Source organism: Rhodanobacter sp. G1 (assembly GCF_055397855.1).
In genome coordinates, this window is record NZ_AP039674.1 from 1,517,064 (window position 1) to 1,531,598 (window position 14,535).

At 68.5% G+C, this 14,535-nt stretch carries 13 protein-coding genes; 5 read left to right on the top strand and 8 right to left on the bottom strand.

Going from position 1 to position 14,535, the window contains the following annotated elements:
- Nucleotides 1-133: 133 nt before the first annotated feature.
- From ACZ5Z2_RS06790 to ACZ5Z2_RS06800, 3 genes are all read right to left on the bottom strand, one after another.
- Nucleotides 134-3,046: a GGDEF domain-containing protein gene (locus ACZ5Z2_RS06790; RefSeq protein ID WP_464761191.1), complete on the bottom strand. Its 2,913-nt coding sequence runs from the start codon at nt 3,044-3,046 to the stop codon at nt 134-136.
- Between the two features lie 55 nt (nt 3,047-3,101).
- Entirely contained in the window at nt 3,102-3,479 is a 378-nt protein-coding gene (locus tag ACZ5Z2_RS06795; RefSeq protein ID WP_464761192.1) for a glutathione S-transferase N-terminal domain-containing protein, read from the bottom strand.
- 136 nt (nt 3,480-3,615) lie between these two features.
- Entirely contained in the window at nt 3,616-5,424 is a 1,809-nt protein-coding gene (locus ACZ5Z2_RS06800; RefSeq protein ID WP_464761193.1) for an amidase, read from the bottom strand.
- Nucleotides 5,425-6,078: 654 nt separating this feature from the next.
- On the opposite strand from ACZ5Z2_RS06800, the gene ACZ5Z2_RS06805 reads away from it, so the two are divergent.
- A complete protein-coding gene (locus ACZ5Z2_RS06805) occupies nt 6,079-6,882 on the top strand; it encodes a hypothetical protein (protein ID WP_464761194.1) in 804 nt (267 codons plus the stop codon).
- A 383-nt stretch (nt 6,883-7,265) separates the two neighbouring features.
- On the opposite strand, the gene ACZ5Z2_RS06810 is transcribed toward ACZ5Z2_RS06805, so the two are convergent.
- A complete protein-coding gene (locus ACZ5Z2_RS06810) occupies nt 7,266-7,811 on the bottom strand; it encodes a hypothetical protein (protein ID WP_464761195.1) in 546 nt (181 codons plus the stop codon).
- A gap of 91 nt (nt 7,812-7,902) precedes the next feature.
- Nucleotides 7,903-8,283 carry a YidH family protein gene (locus ACZ5Z2_RS06815; protein WP_464761196.1) on the bottom strand — a complete coding sequence of 127 codons (381 nt, stop codon included), beginning with the start codon at nt 8,281-8,283 and terminating at the stop codon, nt 7,903-7,905.
- 221 nt (nt 8,284-8,504) lie between these two features.
- Between ACZ5Z2_RS06815 and ACZ5Z2_RS06820 the strand changes: the two genes are divergently transcribed.
- Together ACZ5Z2_RS06820 and ACZ5Z2_RS06825 are read left to right on the top strand one after the other, a co-directional pair.
- Nucleotides 8,505-9,173: a glutathione S-transferase gene (locus ACZ5Z2_RS06820; protein ID WP_464761197.1), complete on the top strand. Its 669-nt coding sequence runs from the start codon at nt 8,505-8,507 to the stop codon at nt 9,171-9,173.
- 97 nt (nt 9,174-9,270) lie between these two features.
- Nucleotides 9,271-10,335, top strand: a complete 1,065-nt coding sequence (locus ACZ5Z2_RS06825; protein ID WP_464761198.1) for a GGDEF domain-containing protein — start codon at nt 9,271-9,273, stop codon at nt 10,333-10,335.
- 14 nt (nt 10,336-10,349) lie between these two features.
- Here ACZ5Z2_RS06825 and ACZ5Z2_RS06830 read toward each other — a convergent pair whose 3' ends face one another.
- Nucleotides 10,350-11,105: a M90 family metallopeptidase gene (locus tag ACZ5Z2_RS06830; protein ID WP_464761199.1), complete on the bottom strand. Its 756-nt coding sequence runs from the start codon at nt 11,103-11,105 to the stop codon at nt 10,350-10,352.
- A gap of 112 nt (nt 11,106-11,217) precedes the next feature.
- Nucleotides 11,218-11,829, bottom strand: a complete 612-nt coding sequence (locus tag ACZ5Z2_RS06835) for a dihydrofolate reductase family protein (RefSeq protein WP_464761200.1) — start codon at nt 11,827-11,829, stop codon at nt 11,218-11,220.
- Nucleotides 11,830-12,040: 211 nt separating this feature from the next.
- On the opposite strand from ACZ5Z2_RS06835, the gene ACZ5Z2_RS06840 reads away from it, so the two are divergent.
- Nucleotides 12,041-12,574 carry a gluconokinase gene (locus ACZ5Z2_RS06840; RefSeq protein WP_464761201.1) on the top strand — a complete coding sequence of 178 codons (534 nt, stop codon included), beginning with the start codon at nt 12,041-12,043 and terminating at the stop codon, nt 12,572-12,574.
- On the opposite strand, the gene ACZ5Z2_RS06845 is transcribed toward ACZ5Z2_RS06840, so the two are convergent.
- The gene (locus ACZ5Z2_RS06845) at nt 12,554-13,252 is read right to left on the bottom strand and encodes a DsbA family oxidoreductase (RefSeq protein WP_464761202.1); all 699 of its coding nucleotides are present in this window, start codon (nt 13,250-13,252) and stop codon (nt 12,554-12,556) included. The two genes, ACZ5Z2_RS06840 and ACZ5Z2_RS06845, sit on opposite strands and share 21 nt — an antisense overlap.
- A gap of 228 nt (nt 13,253-13,480) precedes the next feature.
- On the opposite strand from ACZ5Z2_RS06845, the gene ACZ5Z2_RS06850 reads away from it, so the two are divergent.
- Nucleotides 13,481-14,416: a GlxA family transcriptional regulator gene (locus tag ACZ5Z2_RS06850; protein ID WP_464761203.1), complete on the top strand. Its 936-nt coding sequence runs from the start codon at nt 13,481-13,483 to the stop codon at nt 14,414-14,416.
- The last annotated feature ends 119 nt before the right edge of the window (nt 14,417-14,535 follow it).

Below are 14,535 nucleotides of genomic sequence, written 5' to 3' on the forward strand. Positions count from 1 at the left end.
GAAGACGCGTCAGGTTCACTTGCTGTCGTTTGAACCGCAGCGTGGCGGCCCCTGCGCTGGCCTGACGCCGGCAAAGCGTTGGGTCTTGGCTTCGATTATGGCGCGGAAGTCGTCTCGACCCCGTTCTTCCGCGTTATGCGATCTCCACCCGATTGCGTCCGTTGTGCTTGGCGCGATACATGGCTTCGTCGGCGCGCTTGACCAGTTCGGCGGGTTCGATGCCGGCCACCGGCAACAGCGCTGCCACGCCGAGGCTGGCGGTGCCGGGGAAACCGGCTTCGGCCGCGGCCTGGACGAAGCGCCGGCGCACGTTGTCTGCGCGCTCGGCGGCGGCTTCCGTGGTCAGGCCGGGCAACACCAGCGCGAATTCCTCGCCGCCGTAGCGTGCGGCCAGGTCGCGCGGCGCCAGTGCTTCGGCCGCCAGCGCCTGGGCAAGGCGGCGCAGTTGCGCATCGCCTTCCTGGTGGCCGTGGGTGTCGTTGAAACGCTTGAAGTGATCGACATCGAGCATGACCACGGCCAATGGCTCGCCGTGTTCGCCGCAACGCTGCCATTCGCGTTGCAGCGCCTGCTCCAGTGCGCGCCGGTTGGCGACGCCGGTCAGCCCGTCGCGGGTGGCCTGTTCGGCCAACTGGCGGTTGGCGTCTTCCAGTTCGGCGGTGCGCTCGAAGACTTTCCGGGCGAGATCGCGGTTGTGCGCGATGACCTGCCGGTTGCGCCACCACGCCACTGCCAGCGCGATGCCGACCACCGCCAGCAGGCCGGCCAGCCAGGACAGCGCACGCACCCAGCCGCGTTCATACCAGTACGGCTGCACCCGCAGCGGGTAATGCAGCGGAGTTCCCGCACGCCCGCCGCGAATGCGCGCATCGAGTTCGAGCGTGTGTTCGCCGGGCGGCAACTTGCGGATGTTGAGCACCGGATCCGCGTTCCACTCCGACCAGGCATCGAGATAGCCGGGGATGCGGTAGCGATATTCGACGTTCGGCTCCATCGTCGCCGTGCCGAAGCGCAGCGACAGGCCGGAGCCGGGCGGCAGCGGCGGTGCGGCGGCATCCGGCAGCAGCGGCAGCAGCGATGGCGCCGCGTTCGGCGGGTGTTGTTCGATCCGCACCAGGCCGGCGTGCAACGGCGGCACGGTGGGTTCCGCAATGCTCGGATCGAACTGCAGCAGAGTGTTGCCGGCGGCGATGCGCAGGATGCCGTCGCCGTCGACTTTCAGCGAGCGATAGTTCGGTACGCGGCTGTTGCTGATGTGCAGCGGCTGGAAATCGCTTCGACCCGGCGATCGCCGCCAGAGCTGACGCGACGTCCAGACGAATGTGCCCAGCGCGTTGTCGTCGCTGCGCAATTCCCACGGACGCTCCAGACCGGGCAGGATGGGCAGCCGCGCATCGACGAAACGTTCGCCTTGCAGCCTCTGCACGCGCGCACCGGAAATCGCGTACAGCGCGCCATCCAGCGTGAACATGTGGCTGCCCAGGTCGTGGTCGGTCGCAAGTCCGTCCGCTGCGCCGAAATGGCGGCGTTCGCGCACCGCGCCACTGGCGAGGTCGATGCGCCAGCGCCATGCGCCGCCGAGGCGGTCGCCGATCCAGAATTCGCCGGGCGCGGTTGCGACCACGCCGCTCGGCTGCCCGATCCCGGAATCCCACTGCGCCGCCAGTTGCCAGTGGCCATCGTGCAACGCCAGCCACACCGCGCGCCGGTTGCCGGACAGAGGCCCGCCCAGCCCCAGCACGTGGTCGGCGTCGTTGCGCGCGCGCCACAGGCTTTCGACGCCGGAATTGTTTTCCACCTGTTCGAGCAGGCGTCGCGGTGTTTTCGCGCCCGGTTCCACCACCAGCACGCCGGTGCGCTCGCCGATCAGCAGGCCGGCGCGGGTGTTCTCCAACGCATAGGCCTCGAGGTCGTTCTGCACCCAGTGTTGCGCGACGAAGCGCGGTGCGGCCCCGCCCTGCGCGGGCGCGGCACGGCGCACGTCATAACTGCCCACCCACAGCGCGCCGTCGTGCCAGGCGCTGTCGAAGACCAGATTGTCCAGCCCGTGGCGCTGGTCGTACACCGTCCACGGCGAGGGCAGCCGCAGCCGCGCCAAACCATTTTCACCGGCGATCCACAGGCCGCCTTCGCGATCCTGCGCGGCGTTCACCAGCGCGCCCAGGTTCGGCGAAAAACTGTCGAGCAGGCGCAGCTCGGGCGAGAACCGCATCAAGGTGCCATCGAAGCTGCCCAGCACGACACTGCCGTCGGGCAGGCGCGCGCTAAGGTAAGGCTGGTGCGCGGCGAAAGCGGTGTCGGCATCGCCGGGCAACTTGCGGATGCCGTCGGCGTCGGCGAAATAAAACCCGTCGAAGCCCGCGATCAGCTGGCCATCGCGCCAAGGCCAGATGGCAACGATCGGCAGCTTCGCGAATACGTTTCCGCCCGTCACCGGCACTGCCTTGCCGCTTTCCACGCGGCACAGGCCGACACCGTCGATGCGCGCATACACCGCATCGCCGACCGCGAACAGCAACTGGCGCGTATTCGGCGACAACGCCCAGCGTCGCGCACCGCCGTCGCGGGCGAGCAGGAACAGATCGGTGCCGGCGAGGAAATACACGCCGCGCGGTGTTTCCACGATGGCGGACACATAGCCGACGGTGGCCGGTTTGCCGTCGCGCGCGAACTTCGGCAGCAGATCGATGAAGCGGAAGCTGCCGTCGGCCTGCGTGCGCAGCTCCCCGAACAGACCGGTGCCGCCGACATACAACTTGCCGTCGGAAGCAGCGAACAGCGAATTGGCCGCGGTCTTGCGCGGCAGTTCGACGGTTTCCCATTCGCCGCCGCGATAGACCATCACGCCCTCGGCTGCAGTGACGAAGGGCGTGCCCTTCGCATCCACCGCCATGACCGTGTCGATGGTGAGGTTGGCGGAGGGCAGATCATCGCGTTCGAAGCGCTGCATCAGCGGCAGGCCGTGCATCGACGCCGGCGGGGCGGCAGATGCCAGTCCGGCGTACAGCGCAAACGACAGGATCAACAGGATGAAGGAGCGTCGCATCCGCGCAGTGTGCCGGAATTTTCGCCGCGTCTGTGGTTGCGGGGCACGACGCAGATCAAGCTGGCCGCCGCGGAAAACAGGGGGCCGTGTGCACTTTTCGGGAATTGCTCCGCTGCACCGTTTGCCGCGGCCACCAACCTGCCCCCAGGGGTGATCCAGGTTCACTTACGCCCGTTTGATTTTCTGTGTGTGAGTCTGTGCGCTGGCCTGACGCCGGCAAAGCGTTGGGTGTTGGCTTCGACCATGGCGCGGAAGTCGTCTCGACCCAAGGCGCGTTCGCCGGGATGAAGCCGGCCGGATTGATGGCCAGGAATTCCGGGTCTTTCTCGACGCCGGCCAGCAGATCCACTGGTCGCAAGCGGTACGGCAGTCCCATCTCTTCCAGCAGCCAGACGACCCGAAAGCCTCTTCCTTCGCCAAAGACCGTGATCATCGCCAGTCATCCTCGGGAGTTCGGCCCCATCGGCCCCACGACAGGAAGACGAACGGGGCCTTCGAAAATCGACACCGACCGTTTGCCTGTCGCGCGGCACGTTTTCGATTCGAGCGCGTTGATCAAGCCACGACGATCAAAATCCCGCCGGCCGCTCCGCGGCCACTGCCACCCTAGCCTCCAGCGCACGGCCCACGCGCCCCAGCGTGCCTTCCTCGAACAGCCGGCCGATCAGGGTGACGCCATAGGGCACGCGGTGCGGCTTGCTCAGCTTCGGCAGCGGGTGGTTCGGGTCGGGAGCCCAATCGCTGCGCACCTGGCTCACTTCCACGAAGCCGGTGCGCAGGGTGAGCGAGGGGTGGCCGGTCATGTTGGAGATCACCATCATCTCGTCGCGCAGCGAGGGCACCAGCAGCAGGTCGACTTCGCCCATCACACGCTCCATTTCCCTGGCCACCTTGCGGCGCAGGCGGTCGGCCTGCACGAAGTCCACGGCGGAGAGGAAGCGCGATTCGCGGAACAGGTTGGGCCAGGCGTCCGGAGTCTGCACGCGCATCCGGTCGGCAGCGCCGGAGAGGGTGAGTTCCTCGAAGGCCGCGGCGGATTCGGCGAACAGCAGCACGTTGAGGTCGTCGTAGGGCCAGTCAGGCAGGGACACTTCGGTGGGCACCAGGCCGAGCGCGCGCAACTGGTCGAGTGCGGCGCGATCCAGGTCGGTGGCCGGCGCCTCCTTCATCCAGACGGGGAAGTAGCCGACCTTGAGGCCCCTGATGGACTCGGTCGCGTCGTAGTCCAGGTGCGCCGGCACGCTGGCGCTGTCGCCGGGGTCGGTGCCGCGGATGGCGTCGAGCACCAGCAGGGTGTCCTCCACCGAGCGGGCGATGGGGCCGAGCTTGTCCATCGTCCAGCACAGCGTCATGGCGCCGGTGCGCGGCACGCGGCCGTAGGTGGGGCGCAGGCCGGTGGTGCCGCAGCGCATGCACGGGCTGATGATGCTGCCCTGGGTTTCGCTGCCGATGGCGAACGCCACCAGGCCGGCGGCGGTAGCCGAGGCCGGGCCGGCGCTGGAACCGGAGGCGCCTTCCTTGAGCAGCCACGGGTTCATGGTCTGGCCGCCGAACCAGATGTCGTTGAGCGCCAGCGCGCCCAGGCTGAGCTTGGCCACCAGCACCGCACCGGCGGCGTTGAGCTTGCGGGTGACCGCGCCGTCGTCCTTCGGCACGCGATGGCGGAACGGTTCGGCGCCGTAGGTGGTGGCGATGCCGGCGGTGTCGAGCAGATCCTTCGCGCCCCAGGGGATGCCGTGCAGCGGGCCGCGGTAATGGCCGGCGGCGATCTCCTTGTCGGCCTGCGCGGCCTGTGCCAGCGCGTGTTCCTCGCACAGGGTGATGACGCAACGCAGCTCGGGGTCGAAGCGTTTCAGGCGCTCCAGGTAAATCCTGGTCAGGCGGGTGGAGGTGAGCTTGCGCGCGCGGATCCACGCGCCGAGCTGGGCAACGGAGGCGAAGGCGATGTCCTCGTCTTTCGCCGGCAGCGGCATGGCCGCCACGGTGGACGGCACGAAGCGGTCGCGCGCGGGGCCGACGTGGGCGCGCCCCATTGCCGGGAACCAGGTGGTGGCCGGCGCCAGCCCTTCCTCCAGCGATACCTTGCGTGGGCCGATGCGGCGCTCCAGCAGCGCGGCCATCGAGGTGGGCCAGTTGGCCACCGCTATGGCGCGTTGCGCCTCGCTCATGCTCACCTGCGCGAGTTTCTCGGCCTCCACGAAGGTGGCCGTGGTGAGCTTCGGCCCCACCGGCGGCGCGGTGTTGAACGCGCCGGGCGAGCCGGGCGGCGGCGTGGTCGGTGCGGGGTTCTGCCCGGTCTGCGCCACTGCGCTGCCGGCCACCACGGCGCCCAGCAGGCCCAGCGGCGCCTGGGTGAGGAAGTCGCGACGAGTCTTCATGGTTCTCCCCGATGCGCCTCGCGGTGGAAGCGCGTTGCTGTCGAATCCGACGAGGGTGCGGCTCGCGTTCCCCGATGGCTGTCCACTGTGAGCGAGTCCTGGTGCGGGCACAACTTCGGGCATGAGCGGAGGGAGGGAATCAAGCGTTCCCGGCTCGATGCCGGATCGCCGTGGCTGGCCGTGCTGGCGCAGTCGGGCGACCCAACCACCCGGCCATGCCTCTCACGTTCAAATTGTCCATGGCAGCTTTTGGCCTTCCAGATGGCTGTTGCGGGGTTGGTGCGGAAAGCTCACCATGGTCGAGGCGCGCCAACGCTTCGTCTTGTTCAAGCGCGCGACATGGGGTAATGGACGCCTTGCCGGCAAGGCCGGGAGGCTGCACGGCTGGGCCGGCTTCGGCACCGGGGAAGAGGGGTTTTCCGCTGGGTGGCGTTGCTAGTGGCGATGGAAGCGTCGTGGCCGGAGAGGGCCGGTGGGGCAGTGAGGGGTAAGTACCAGCTTTGAGGCGGGCATGAGCGCCGCGTTTCCCGGGTTCCGCGCGGGAGCAACGGCGAAGCGTGCCATCGGGTTCGGCTGCGTTCCGGCGTCATGATCGACATGGTGCAGGTTCCGGCCGGATCACCCGTTGCGGAAAGAGCCTACAGGGGGCGTGTCATGGCCACGAACTACGCGCAATCGCTCTATTTGCCCGCCAGGCCGCTGGCCCTGGCGATCGACCGCTGGATCTGGGTCTTCATGGCGGCCTTCTTCATCGCCGTCACGCTGGCCGGATTCGCCCCGGATTCGATCGCCAAGGTGGAAATGGTGCGGGCCGGGGCGAGGCCGCCGTTTCCGCCGATCCTGCATGTGCATGCCGTGCTGATGGGGTGCTTCCTGCTTCTGCTGCTCGCGCAGTCCTGGCTGATGGCGACGGGCCGGCGCGATCGGCACATGCTTCTGGGGCGCGCGGCTTTTGTATTGTTTCCGGCGATCGTCGTCGTCGGCTTCTTCCTCATCCCGGCGATTTACCAGCAGGTGTGGAACGGCGCCCAGGTTGCGCCGCCGCCGATCCAGGCAAGGCTCCGGCAAACGCTCCATTTCCTCGACAATCTTGCGCTGGTTCAATTCCGCACCGGCATCATCTTCCCCGTGTGCATTGGCTTGGCCTTGCATGCGCGGCGGCGCGACCCCGGCTTCCACAAGCGGATGATGTTCCTGGCGACGGCCGTGCCCCTGCAGGCGGCGATCGCCCGGCTGGCTTGGCTGCCATCCACCTTCCCGGCCAGCCCGCTCTCGTTGGATCTCTATGTGCTACTCGCCGTGTCGCCGATGTTCCTGTGGGACGTGATCGGGCATCGGACGGTGCCACGGGTTTATCCGGTCTGGCTGGGGTTGTTCCTGCTTTCCGCCGTTCCCGTCTATGTGTTGTGGGATATGCCGGCATGGCATGCGCTGGTGCCGCGGATACTGGGGCCGTGAAGCGGAAAGGCGCAGCCGCCAAGCGCGCCTGATTCCATGGGAGCCCGCTACGGAAGCGGCAAGGCGTGTTGGCGCAGGCTGTCGAACACGACGGAGGTTTCCGCTCGCAGCACGACGTCGTGACGGTTGAAGCGCTGCCCCGAGCCCAGCGCGCCAGTGCCCCGATCTGGGAAGGCTCGAACGTTGTCGCGACAGTGCCTCTCGCCAGGCATGTCGAGCGTGTTGCCGCAGCCGGGGCGGCGTGGGTTCGCGCAGCGCGATGAGGTGCGGAAAGGCCATGCACTGGATCCTGCGGCAGGTGCAGGCGGGGCAGCTGTTCCGTAAATGCGGGAGCAGGCCTGCGGGAACGGAGAATCGCACTCGATCCTCCGTCTTGCCCATCCTCAAGCCTTGCTGAAGCCCATGCCCGTGATGCCGGACTCGGCGATGCGCTTCTCGAGTTCCGATTTCGCGGCGTCGTTGGCGTAGATGCTCGAGGGGTGGGCGGCATCCTTGAATATCGCCGCCTGGGTCGGGATCGAGGATTCCTTGAATACCGGCCTTTTTACGAACCCGCCCGGCAGCACCTCCGACCTGTCGAGGTCGATGCAGTCAATGACGTTGGTGATGTTGTAGTAATACTCGACCTCGCCAAGCACGTCGATTTCGAGCAGTTGGCCGAACCGGCCGAGGAAATCACCCAGCGCATCGCGCGCCTTGGCATTGAGCGCAAGGCTGCCGGGCATGAAGGGGCTTATGTCAGCGCGAGGTTTCTGCTTCGACCGCTTCTTGTCCACGAACGGTTGCAGCTTGGGCGGCTTTGTCCAATGGATCGGCGACCCGTCGCCCCCGAACTGATCCCAGAAGCACAGGTTGGATCGATCGTCTTCGGTCACCACGAGCATGGGTGCCTTGTCGATCGAGTCGTTCGCAATTTCCCAGATGGTCATCGCATGGCCCGGCCAAAAGGGAGGAGGCCATCAACCGTGAAACGGCGCTCCGTGCACGGGCCGCCACGTAGCTGCCTTGCGATGGCCATTCTCAACCCAGGCTGGTGAGCTGGTAGCCCACGTACAGCACCAGGAACAGCGCAAGCCCGACCAGCAGCGTCGTCAGCACGCGTTCGACCACGGTGCCATGGTAGGCGGCTTCGGCCTCGGCGCGGATCAGCCGGGCGTTGCGGTAGTAGCTGCGGGTGGCGAGCAGGATCAGCACGCCGCCAAGCAGGATCATGCCCAGGCCCAGCCATTCGGACGCGCGCAGGTGCAGGCCGGTGTTCAGCACGGCGCCGCGCGTGGTGTAGACGAGGAACACGTCGAAGCGCTCGATCAGGAAGCCGAAGCCCATCAGGGATACCGCGGTGCGGATCCAGGCGAGGTAGGTGCGTTCGTTGGCGGAGAGGTCGCTGAAGTGGGGGATCATCGGGCTGCCCGTGCGGGAGGGTCGATCCAGTCTAGTTCGCATCCGTGAAACATGAAGCCGAGGCGCGTCTTTGCTTGCTGCGCGGCGCACTTGGAGGCTTCACGGTGCCCGACGTCATGGTGATGAAGCGACTTGCGTCGAGGACGGAGGCTGGGAGCCGCCCCGCGTCGGCTTTCCGACCCCATGTTAGCCTCCGGCACTCCCATTGCCGGCAACGCCCCATGCTGACCGTCCACCACCTCGACAATTCCCGCTCCCAGCGCGTGCTCTGGCTGCTGGAGGAGCTCGATGTCCCCTACGAGATCCGCAAGTACCGGCGCGACCCGAAGACGATGCTGGCGCCGCCGGAACTGCGGGCGATCCATCCGCTGGGCAAGTCGCCGGTGATCGAGGACGACGGGCAGGTGATCGCGGAGTCGGGGGCGATCGTCGAATACCTGGTCGACCGCTACGACACGGGGCGACTGGCGCCGCCGCGAGGCACGCCGGAGAGGCTGCGCTTCGACTACTGGCTGCATTACGCCGAGGGCTCGGCCATGCCGCCGCTGTTGCTCAAGCTGGTGGCCTCGCGCATCGCCACGGCGCCCATGCCGTTCTTCGCCAGGCCGATCGCGCGGCGGATCGCCGGCAAGCTGCAGTCGTCCTTCGTCGATCCGCAGCTGGCGCTGCACCTGGGTTACGCCAACGACGCGCTCGCGCGGACGGGCTGGTTCGTGGGCGGCGAGTTCAGCGCGGCCGACATCCAGATGAGTTTTCCGATGGAAGCGGCGATGGCGCGCAGCGGATTGGGCGAGCGGTTGCCGCACGTCGCCGCGTTCGTGCAGCGCATACGGCAGCGGCCTGCGTATCGTCGCGCGCTGGAGCGCGGCGGCCCCTACGCGCTGGGCTGACCGCGCCGGCTGCCATGCCGTCCGCCGGTCGGAAGGCGGTCGGGCTTGCCGGGGACGCTACACTGCTGGCCAGTCTCGCGGATGCCTGACGGTGCCCATGCAAGAGTCCGAAGACAGTTACGTCCGCGTCGCCGTCCTGATCATGTTGTGGCTGGGGCTGTTCGCGGGTGTCTGCGCCACGCTGATCCACTGGCTGGGGCCGGTTCATCGCACGATGGATCTGATCGTGCCGCCCACCAGTTGCGTGGTGTCCGGCAGCCTGATCGTGGCCTTGATGCGGCGCCCATGGTGGCTGCAGGGCATCGTGCGGGTGGCGTTGGCGGCTGCGGCGCTGGCGCTGATCGCGCCGGCGTGGTTCTACACCCTGCATGCGGCATCGACGCCCGGCGTACGGCTGATCGATGTGCTGCCGCCGGTGCCGTCGCTGTTCGTGATGCTGCTGGTGATGGTGATGGTGTTCATCCATGGGCGCCGGGCCCTCATGCTGGCGCTGCTGTGCTGGCTGCTGATCGCGTTGCCGGTGCTGGCCTACCTGGCGCTTCACACGCGCGAGATGTGGACGCCGCGCGGCACCGACCTGCTGATGGCGTACGGGCCGGTCAGCATTCTGGTGGTGGTGCTGTTGCCGGTGCAGCGCGGGCTGGCCGGCACGATCCGGCGGATGGCGTCCGAGCGCGAGCGGATGGAGGTGATGCTGCATCGCGACCCGCTCACCGGCATCCACAACCGCCGCCTGGGCGAGCGCATGCTCAGGGAGCTGCTCGGCGGCGCACGTGCCGCCGGCGTGATCATGCTGGACGTGGATCGCTTCAAGTCGGTCAACGACACCCACGGCCACCCGGTGGGCGACCAGGTGCTGCAGGCGGTCGCCGCGCGCTGCAAGGCGCTGCTGCGCGCGGACGAGTGCATCTCGCGCTGGGGCGGCGAGGAGTTCCTGGTGATCGTGCCGGGCCTCGATGCGGCCGGCCTGCACATGGTGGCGGAGCGCCTGCAGATGGCGGTCGCGCGCCTGCCGGTGGCGCCGGTGCGCCAGCTCACCGCCTCGTTCGGCGCCACCATGATCGACGATGCGGACGACTTCGACAGCGTGCTGCAAAGGGTCGACCGCGCGCTGTATGCGGCCAAGGAGCAGGGCGGCAACTGCGTGGTGCTGATCCCCTGAGGCGCGAGCGGGTATCAGTAGGGATGCTGCCGGTAGAACAGCTCGAGCTGCCGGTAGATCTCCGGCAAGTGTTGCTGCAAGACGGCGGGCGTTTCGAAGAACTGCTCGCTGGCGACCGCGAAGAACTCGGCCGGGCTTTCGAGGGCATACGGGTCGATCGGCAGCGCAAGGCCGTTGTTCCGGTCGTCGCGCAGGCGATCCCACGCATCCGAGAAAGCCGCCGACCAGGCGCGGCGATCCATGCGTCGGTGCAGGGGCGGGAAGCCGTTGGCGTCGCCGTTGAGCATGTCGAGCTTGTGCGCCATTTCATGGACGACCACGTTGTGCCCCGGCTTCCTGCCGGCATCGACCACGTCCGCCCACGACAGGATCACCGGCCCGCGCACCCAGGCCTCGCCGGCCAACGCGGTGCGGGTCGGGTGTTCCACGCCCGCCGCGTCGGTGTGCGTGCGGCGCGGAACGAATGCGTCCGGATACACGACGATGCTGTGCCAGCCGTCGTACCAGTCCAGGCCGAGTTTCAGGATGGGGATGCAGGCGTGCGCGGCGAGCAGCACGCGGTCGGCATCGCCAAGCTCCAGTCCCTGGACCGGCTCCAGCGACTTCTGCTCCAGGAACAGCGTGGCCAGCACGCGCAGCGCGGCCTGGTCGGAAGCGCCCAGCCGACGCGCCGGCGCGCAACGCGCCAGCGCGGCCTGCCACAGCGGCTCGGGAAGCGGATGCCTGGCGACGATGCGTCGCACGCGCCAGTTTCGGAGTTTGTCGAGCATGTCCCACGCGGGAGGAGTCCGGGCGCTACCAGCATCGGGGCGAAGCACGTTTTCTCAAGTGCGTGCGGCATGTTCGCCACGCGCGGTTTGCCGCGTGCGCCGCTCGCCGGATCTACATCGACGCGGTTCGCACCTCGCCCTCGCGCACGTAGCGGATCACCACGTTCCCCTTCGTCGAGGCCTTCGAACCCTCCAGCCGGAACGCCGCCGGTTGCGTGCCGGCGTCGAACAGGCGCTTGCCCTTGCCGAGCAGGATCGGGACGACGATCAGGATCAGCTCGTCGACCAGATCCGTCGCCAGCAACTGGTGCACCAGGTCGCTGCTGCCCTGCACGAGCAGGTCGGGGCCGCCGCTGCGCTTGAGTTCGCGCACCGCGGCGACGGCGTCGGGCCCGAGGGCGCGGCTGCGGTTCCAGTCGAGCGTGCCGGGGCGGTGGGTGGCGACGTGCTTGGTGGTGCCGTTGAACAGGTCGGCGGTTCCGCGCAGCGGGGAATCCTCCGCTACGTGCGGCCAGAACCCGGCGAAGATGTCGTAGGTGCGGCGCCCGAGCAGCAGCTCGAACGGACGCTGGAACAGATCGTCCATCGCGTCCGTGGACTCGTCGGCGTACGGCCAGAACCAGCCGCCGAGGGCGAAGCCGCCGCCGGCGTCTTCCTCCGGGTTGCCGGGCGCCTGGATCACGCCGTCGATGCTGGTGAAGGCGGGGACGATGAGCTTGCGCATGACGTGCTCCTGTGCGGATCGGTGTGGTTGCCTGTCTTGCCGACGAACGGGACAGCGGGAAATCGACAGGGCGGAATCGCGGCGGGTTCGCCTGCATGGGGCACCGAAGGAGTGCCCGACTGGCGCTTCCGTCGCTGTCCGCGCATGCTTTGGCACCGCGCGGCGCATTGTTGGCGCGAAGGAAGCACGAGAGGCTCTGGCGAGGCGTGTCATGCAGGAATCATTGAAATGGCCGGCCATCGTCGTGATGGGCGTTTCCGGCAGCGGCAAGAGCCATGTCGGCGCCGCGCTGGCGCGTGCGTGCGGCGTGGATTTCGTGGAAGGCGACGCGCTGCATCCCGCCGCGAACATCGCCAGGATGAGCGCGGGCATTCCGCTGGACGACGCGGATCGCCGGCCGTGGCTGGAGGCGATCGCCGCGGCGATCGCGGCGCATCGCGGGCAGGGCGTAGTGGTCGCCTGTTCGGCGCTGCGCCGCGCCTATCGCGACGTGCTGCGCCAGGCGGATCCCGCGTTGCGCCTGCTCTACCTGCGCGTGCCGCGCGACGAACTGGCGCGCCGCATGCGCGAGCGCCAACACTTCATGCCGCCGGTCCTGCTCGACAGCCAGCTGGCGACGCTGGAGGAACCTGCCGCGGCCGAGCGCGCCATCGTGCTGGAAGCCGGCGACGATCTCGCCGCTACGGTCGCCATGGCCGTGCGGGCGTTGTCGGTGCCGCCTGCTTCAGCTCACTTGCGGGCCTGAGTTCTGGCTGGCGCTGTCGGCGACCGTCCCCGCGATCTCCCGCAGCGCGCGCTCGAACACTTCCGGCGGCTGCCCGCCCGAGATCAGGTGCGTGCCGTTGACGATGGTGGCCGGCACGGAATGGATGCCGGCCTGCTGGAAGCGCCGTTCCTGCGCGCGCACCTCGTCGGCGTACCCGCCGCTGTCCAGCACGCGGCGCGCTTCGTCGGCGTCGAGGCCGGTGCTCCCGGCGATGCGGACGAGCACATTGCGGTCGGAGACGTTTTCGCCGTCGCTGAAGTAGGCGCGCAGCAGCGCCTGCTTCAACGCCAGCGCGCGTGCGTTGTCCTGCAGTTCGGCCCAGTGCAGCAGCCGGTGCGCGTCGAAGGTGTTCCAGATGCGGCTGCCGTGCCCCACGTTGTAGGCGAAGCCGAGCGCCGCGGCGCGCTCGCGGATCGCCACGCGGTTGGCATCCATGCGGGCCGCGTCGATGCCGTACTTGCGCATGATGTGCTCGCCGGCGTCCTCGCCTTCGGCCGTCATCTGCGGGTTCAGCTCGAACGGCTGCAGGTGGATTTCCGCACGCACCTCGCCGTCGAGCCTGGCCAGCGCCTGCTGCAGGCTGGCGAGCCCGACCGCGCACCACGGGCAGGCGACGTCGGAAACGAAATCGATGCGGAGCGGGGCAGGGGAAGTCATGAGCGATCCAGTGCGGGTTCGGATTTCCTCGATGTGGAGGCGGCGGCGCGCATCTCAATCGCGTGGCGTGCGATGGCCTGTCGGGCGGCATGCCCGGTGCGAGGGCGTTTTCTGCGGCTGTCGTCCGCGCATGCGGCCTGGATCGTCCCGGCACCTGTGACGCAACTTGACGGCTGTCGCGTCGGTACGCCACTTTCCGTCACTGGATCAAGTGAGCGGCTGCCACCCATGCGACGCGAGATCGCTATCGTCGTTTTCCCGGGATTCCAGCTGCTGGATGCCGCCGGCCCGGTCGCTGTGTTCGAGATGGCGGAGCGCTTCCGGCCGGACAGCTATTCGATCAGCGTGCTCGCCCCCGGCGGCGGCCTCGTGCGCAGTTCCTCGGGCGTGAGCCTGGCGGCCATGCCGTTGCAGTCGGGCCGTTTCGACACGGTGATCGTTTCGGGCGGCAACCTGGCGCAGGTCGAGGAGCACCAGTGCGACGTCATGGCCTGGCTCGGCGATGGCGCGTCGCGCCGGACGGCGGGCGTCTGCTCCGGCGCGTTCTTCCTCGCCGAGGCCGGCCTGCTCGACGGCCGGCGCGCCACCACGCACTGGGACGCGGCCGAGCGTTTCCGCTTGCGCTATCCGAAGGTGCGGCTCGATGCCGACCGCATGTTCGTCAGGGACGGCGAGGTGTGGACGTCGGCGGGCATTTCCGCGGGGATCGATCTCGCGCTGGCGCTGGTCGAGGACGATCTCGGCCCCGCCCTCGCGCGGCGTGCCGCGCAGCAGCTCGTGGTGCACCAGCGGAAGCACGGCGGCCAGTCGCAGTATTCCGCCCTGGTGGAGCGTGGCGGGCGCACGGGCCGCTTCGGCGAGCTGATCGGCTGGGCGCGCGCACGCCTCGGCGAGCCGATGACGGTCGAGCGGTTGGCCGAGCGCGCCGCGATGAGCCCGAGGAATTTCGCCCGCGCCTTCGTGGCCGAGATCGGCGCGACGCCGGCGAAGGTCGTGGAGGGCCTGCGCCTGGAGGCCGCGCGCATCGCGGTGGAGACCAGCCATCTCGGCCTGGATCACATCGCGGCGTCCACCGGATTCGGCGATGCCAGCCGCATGCGCCGCGCCTTCGTCCGCGCCTTCGGCATGTCGCCGCAATCCCTGCGCCGCAGCGCGGGCGCCTGATCGCCCGCCGCACTGGCGCAACGCGACGCGTGCAGGGCGTGCATTCCGCGGTGGCCGTTTTTGTCCGGAAATTGTCCTTGCGGGCCGGAGCTTGGCCGGCCATATAAGTGGCGCCTGCT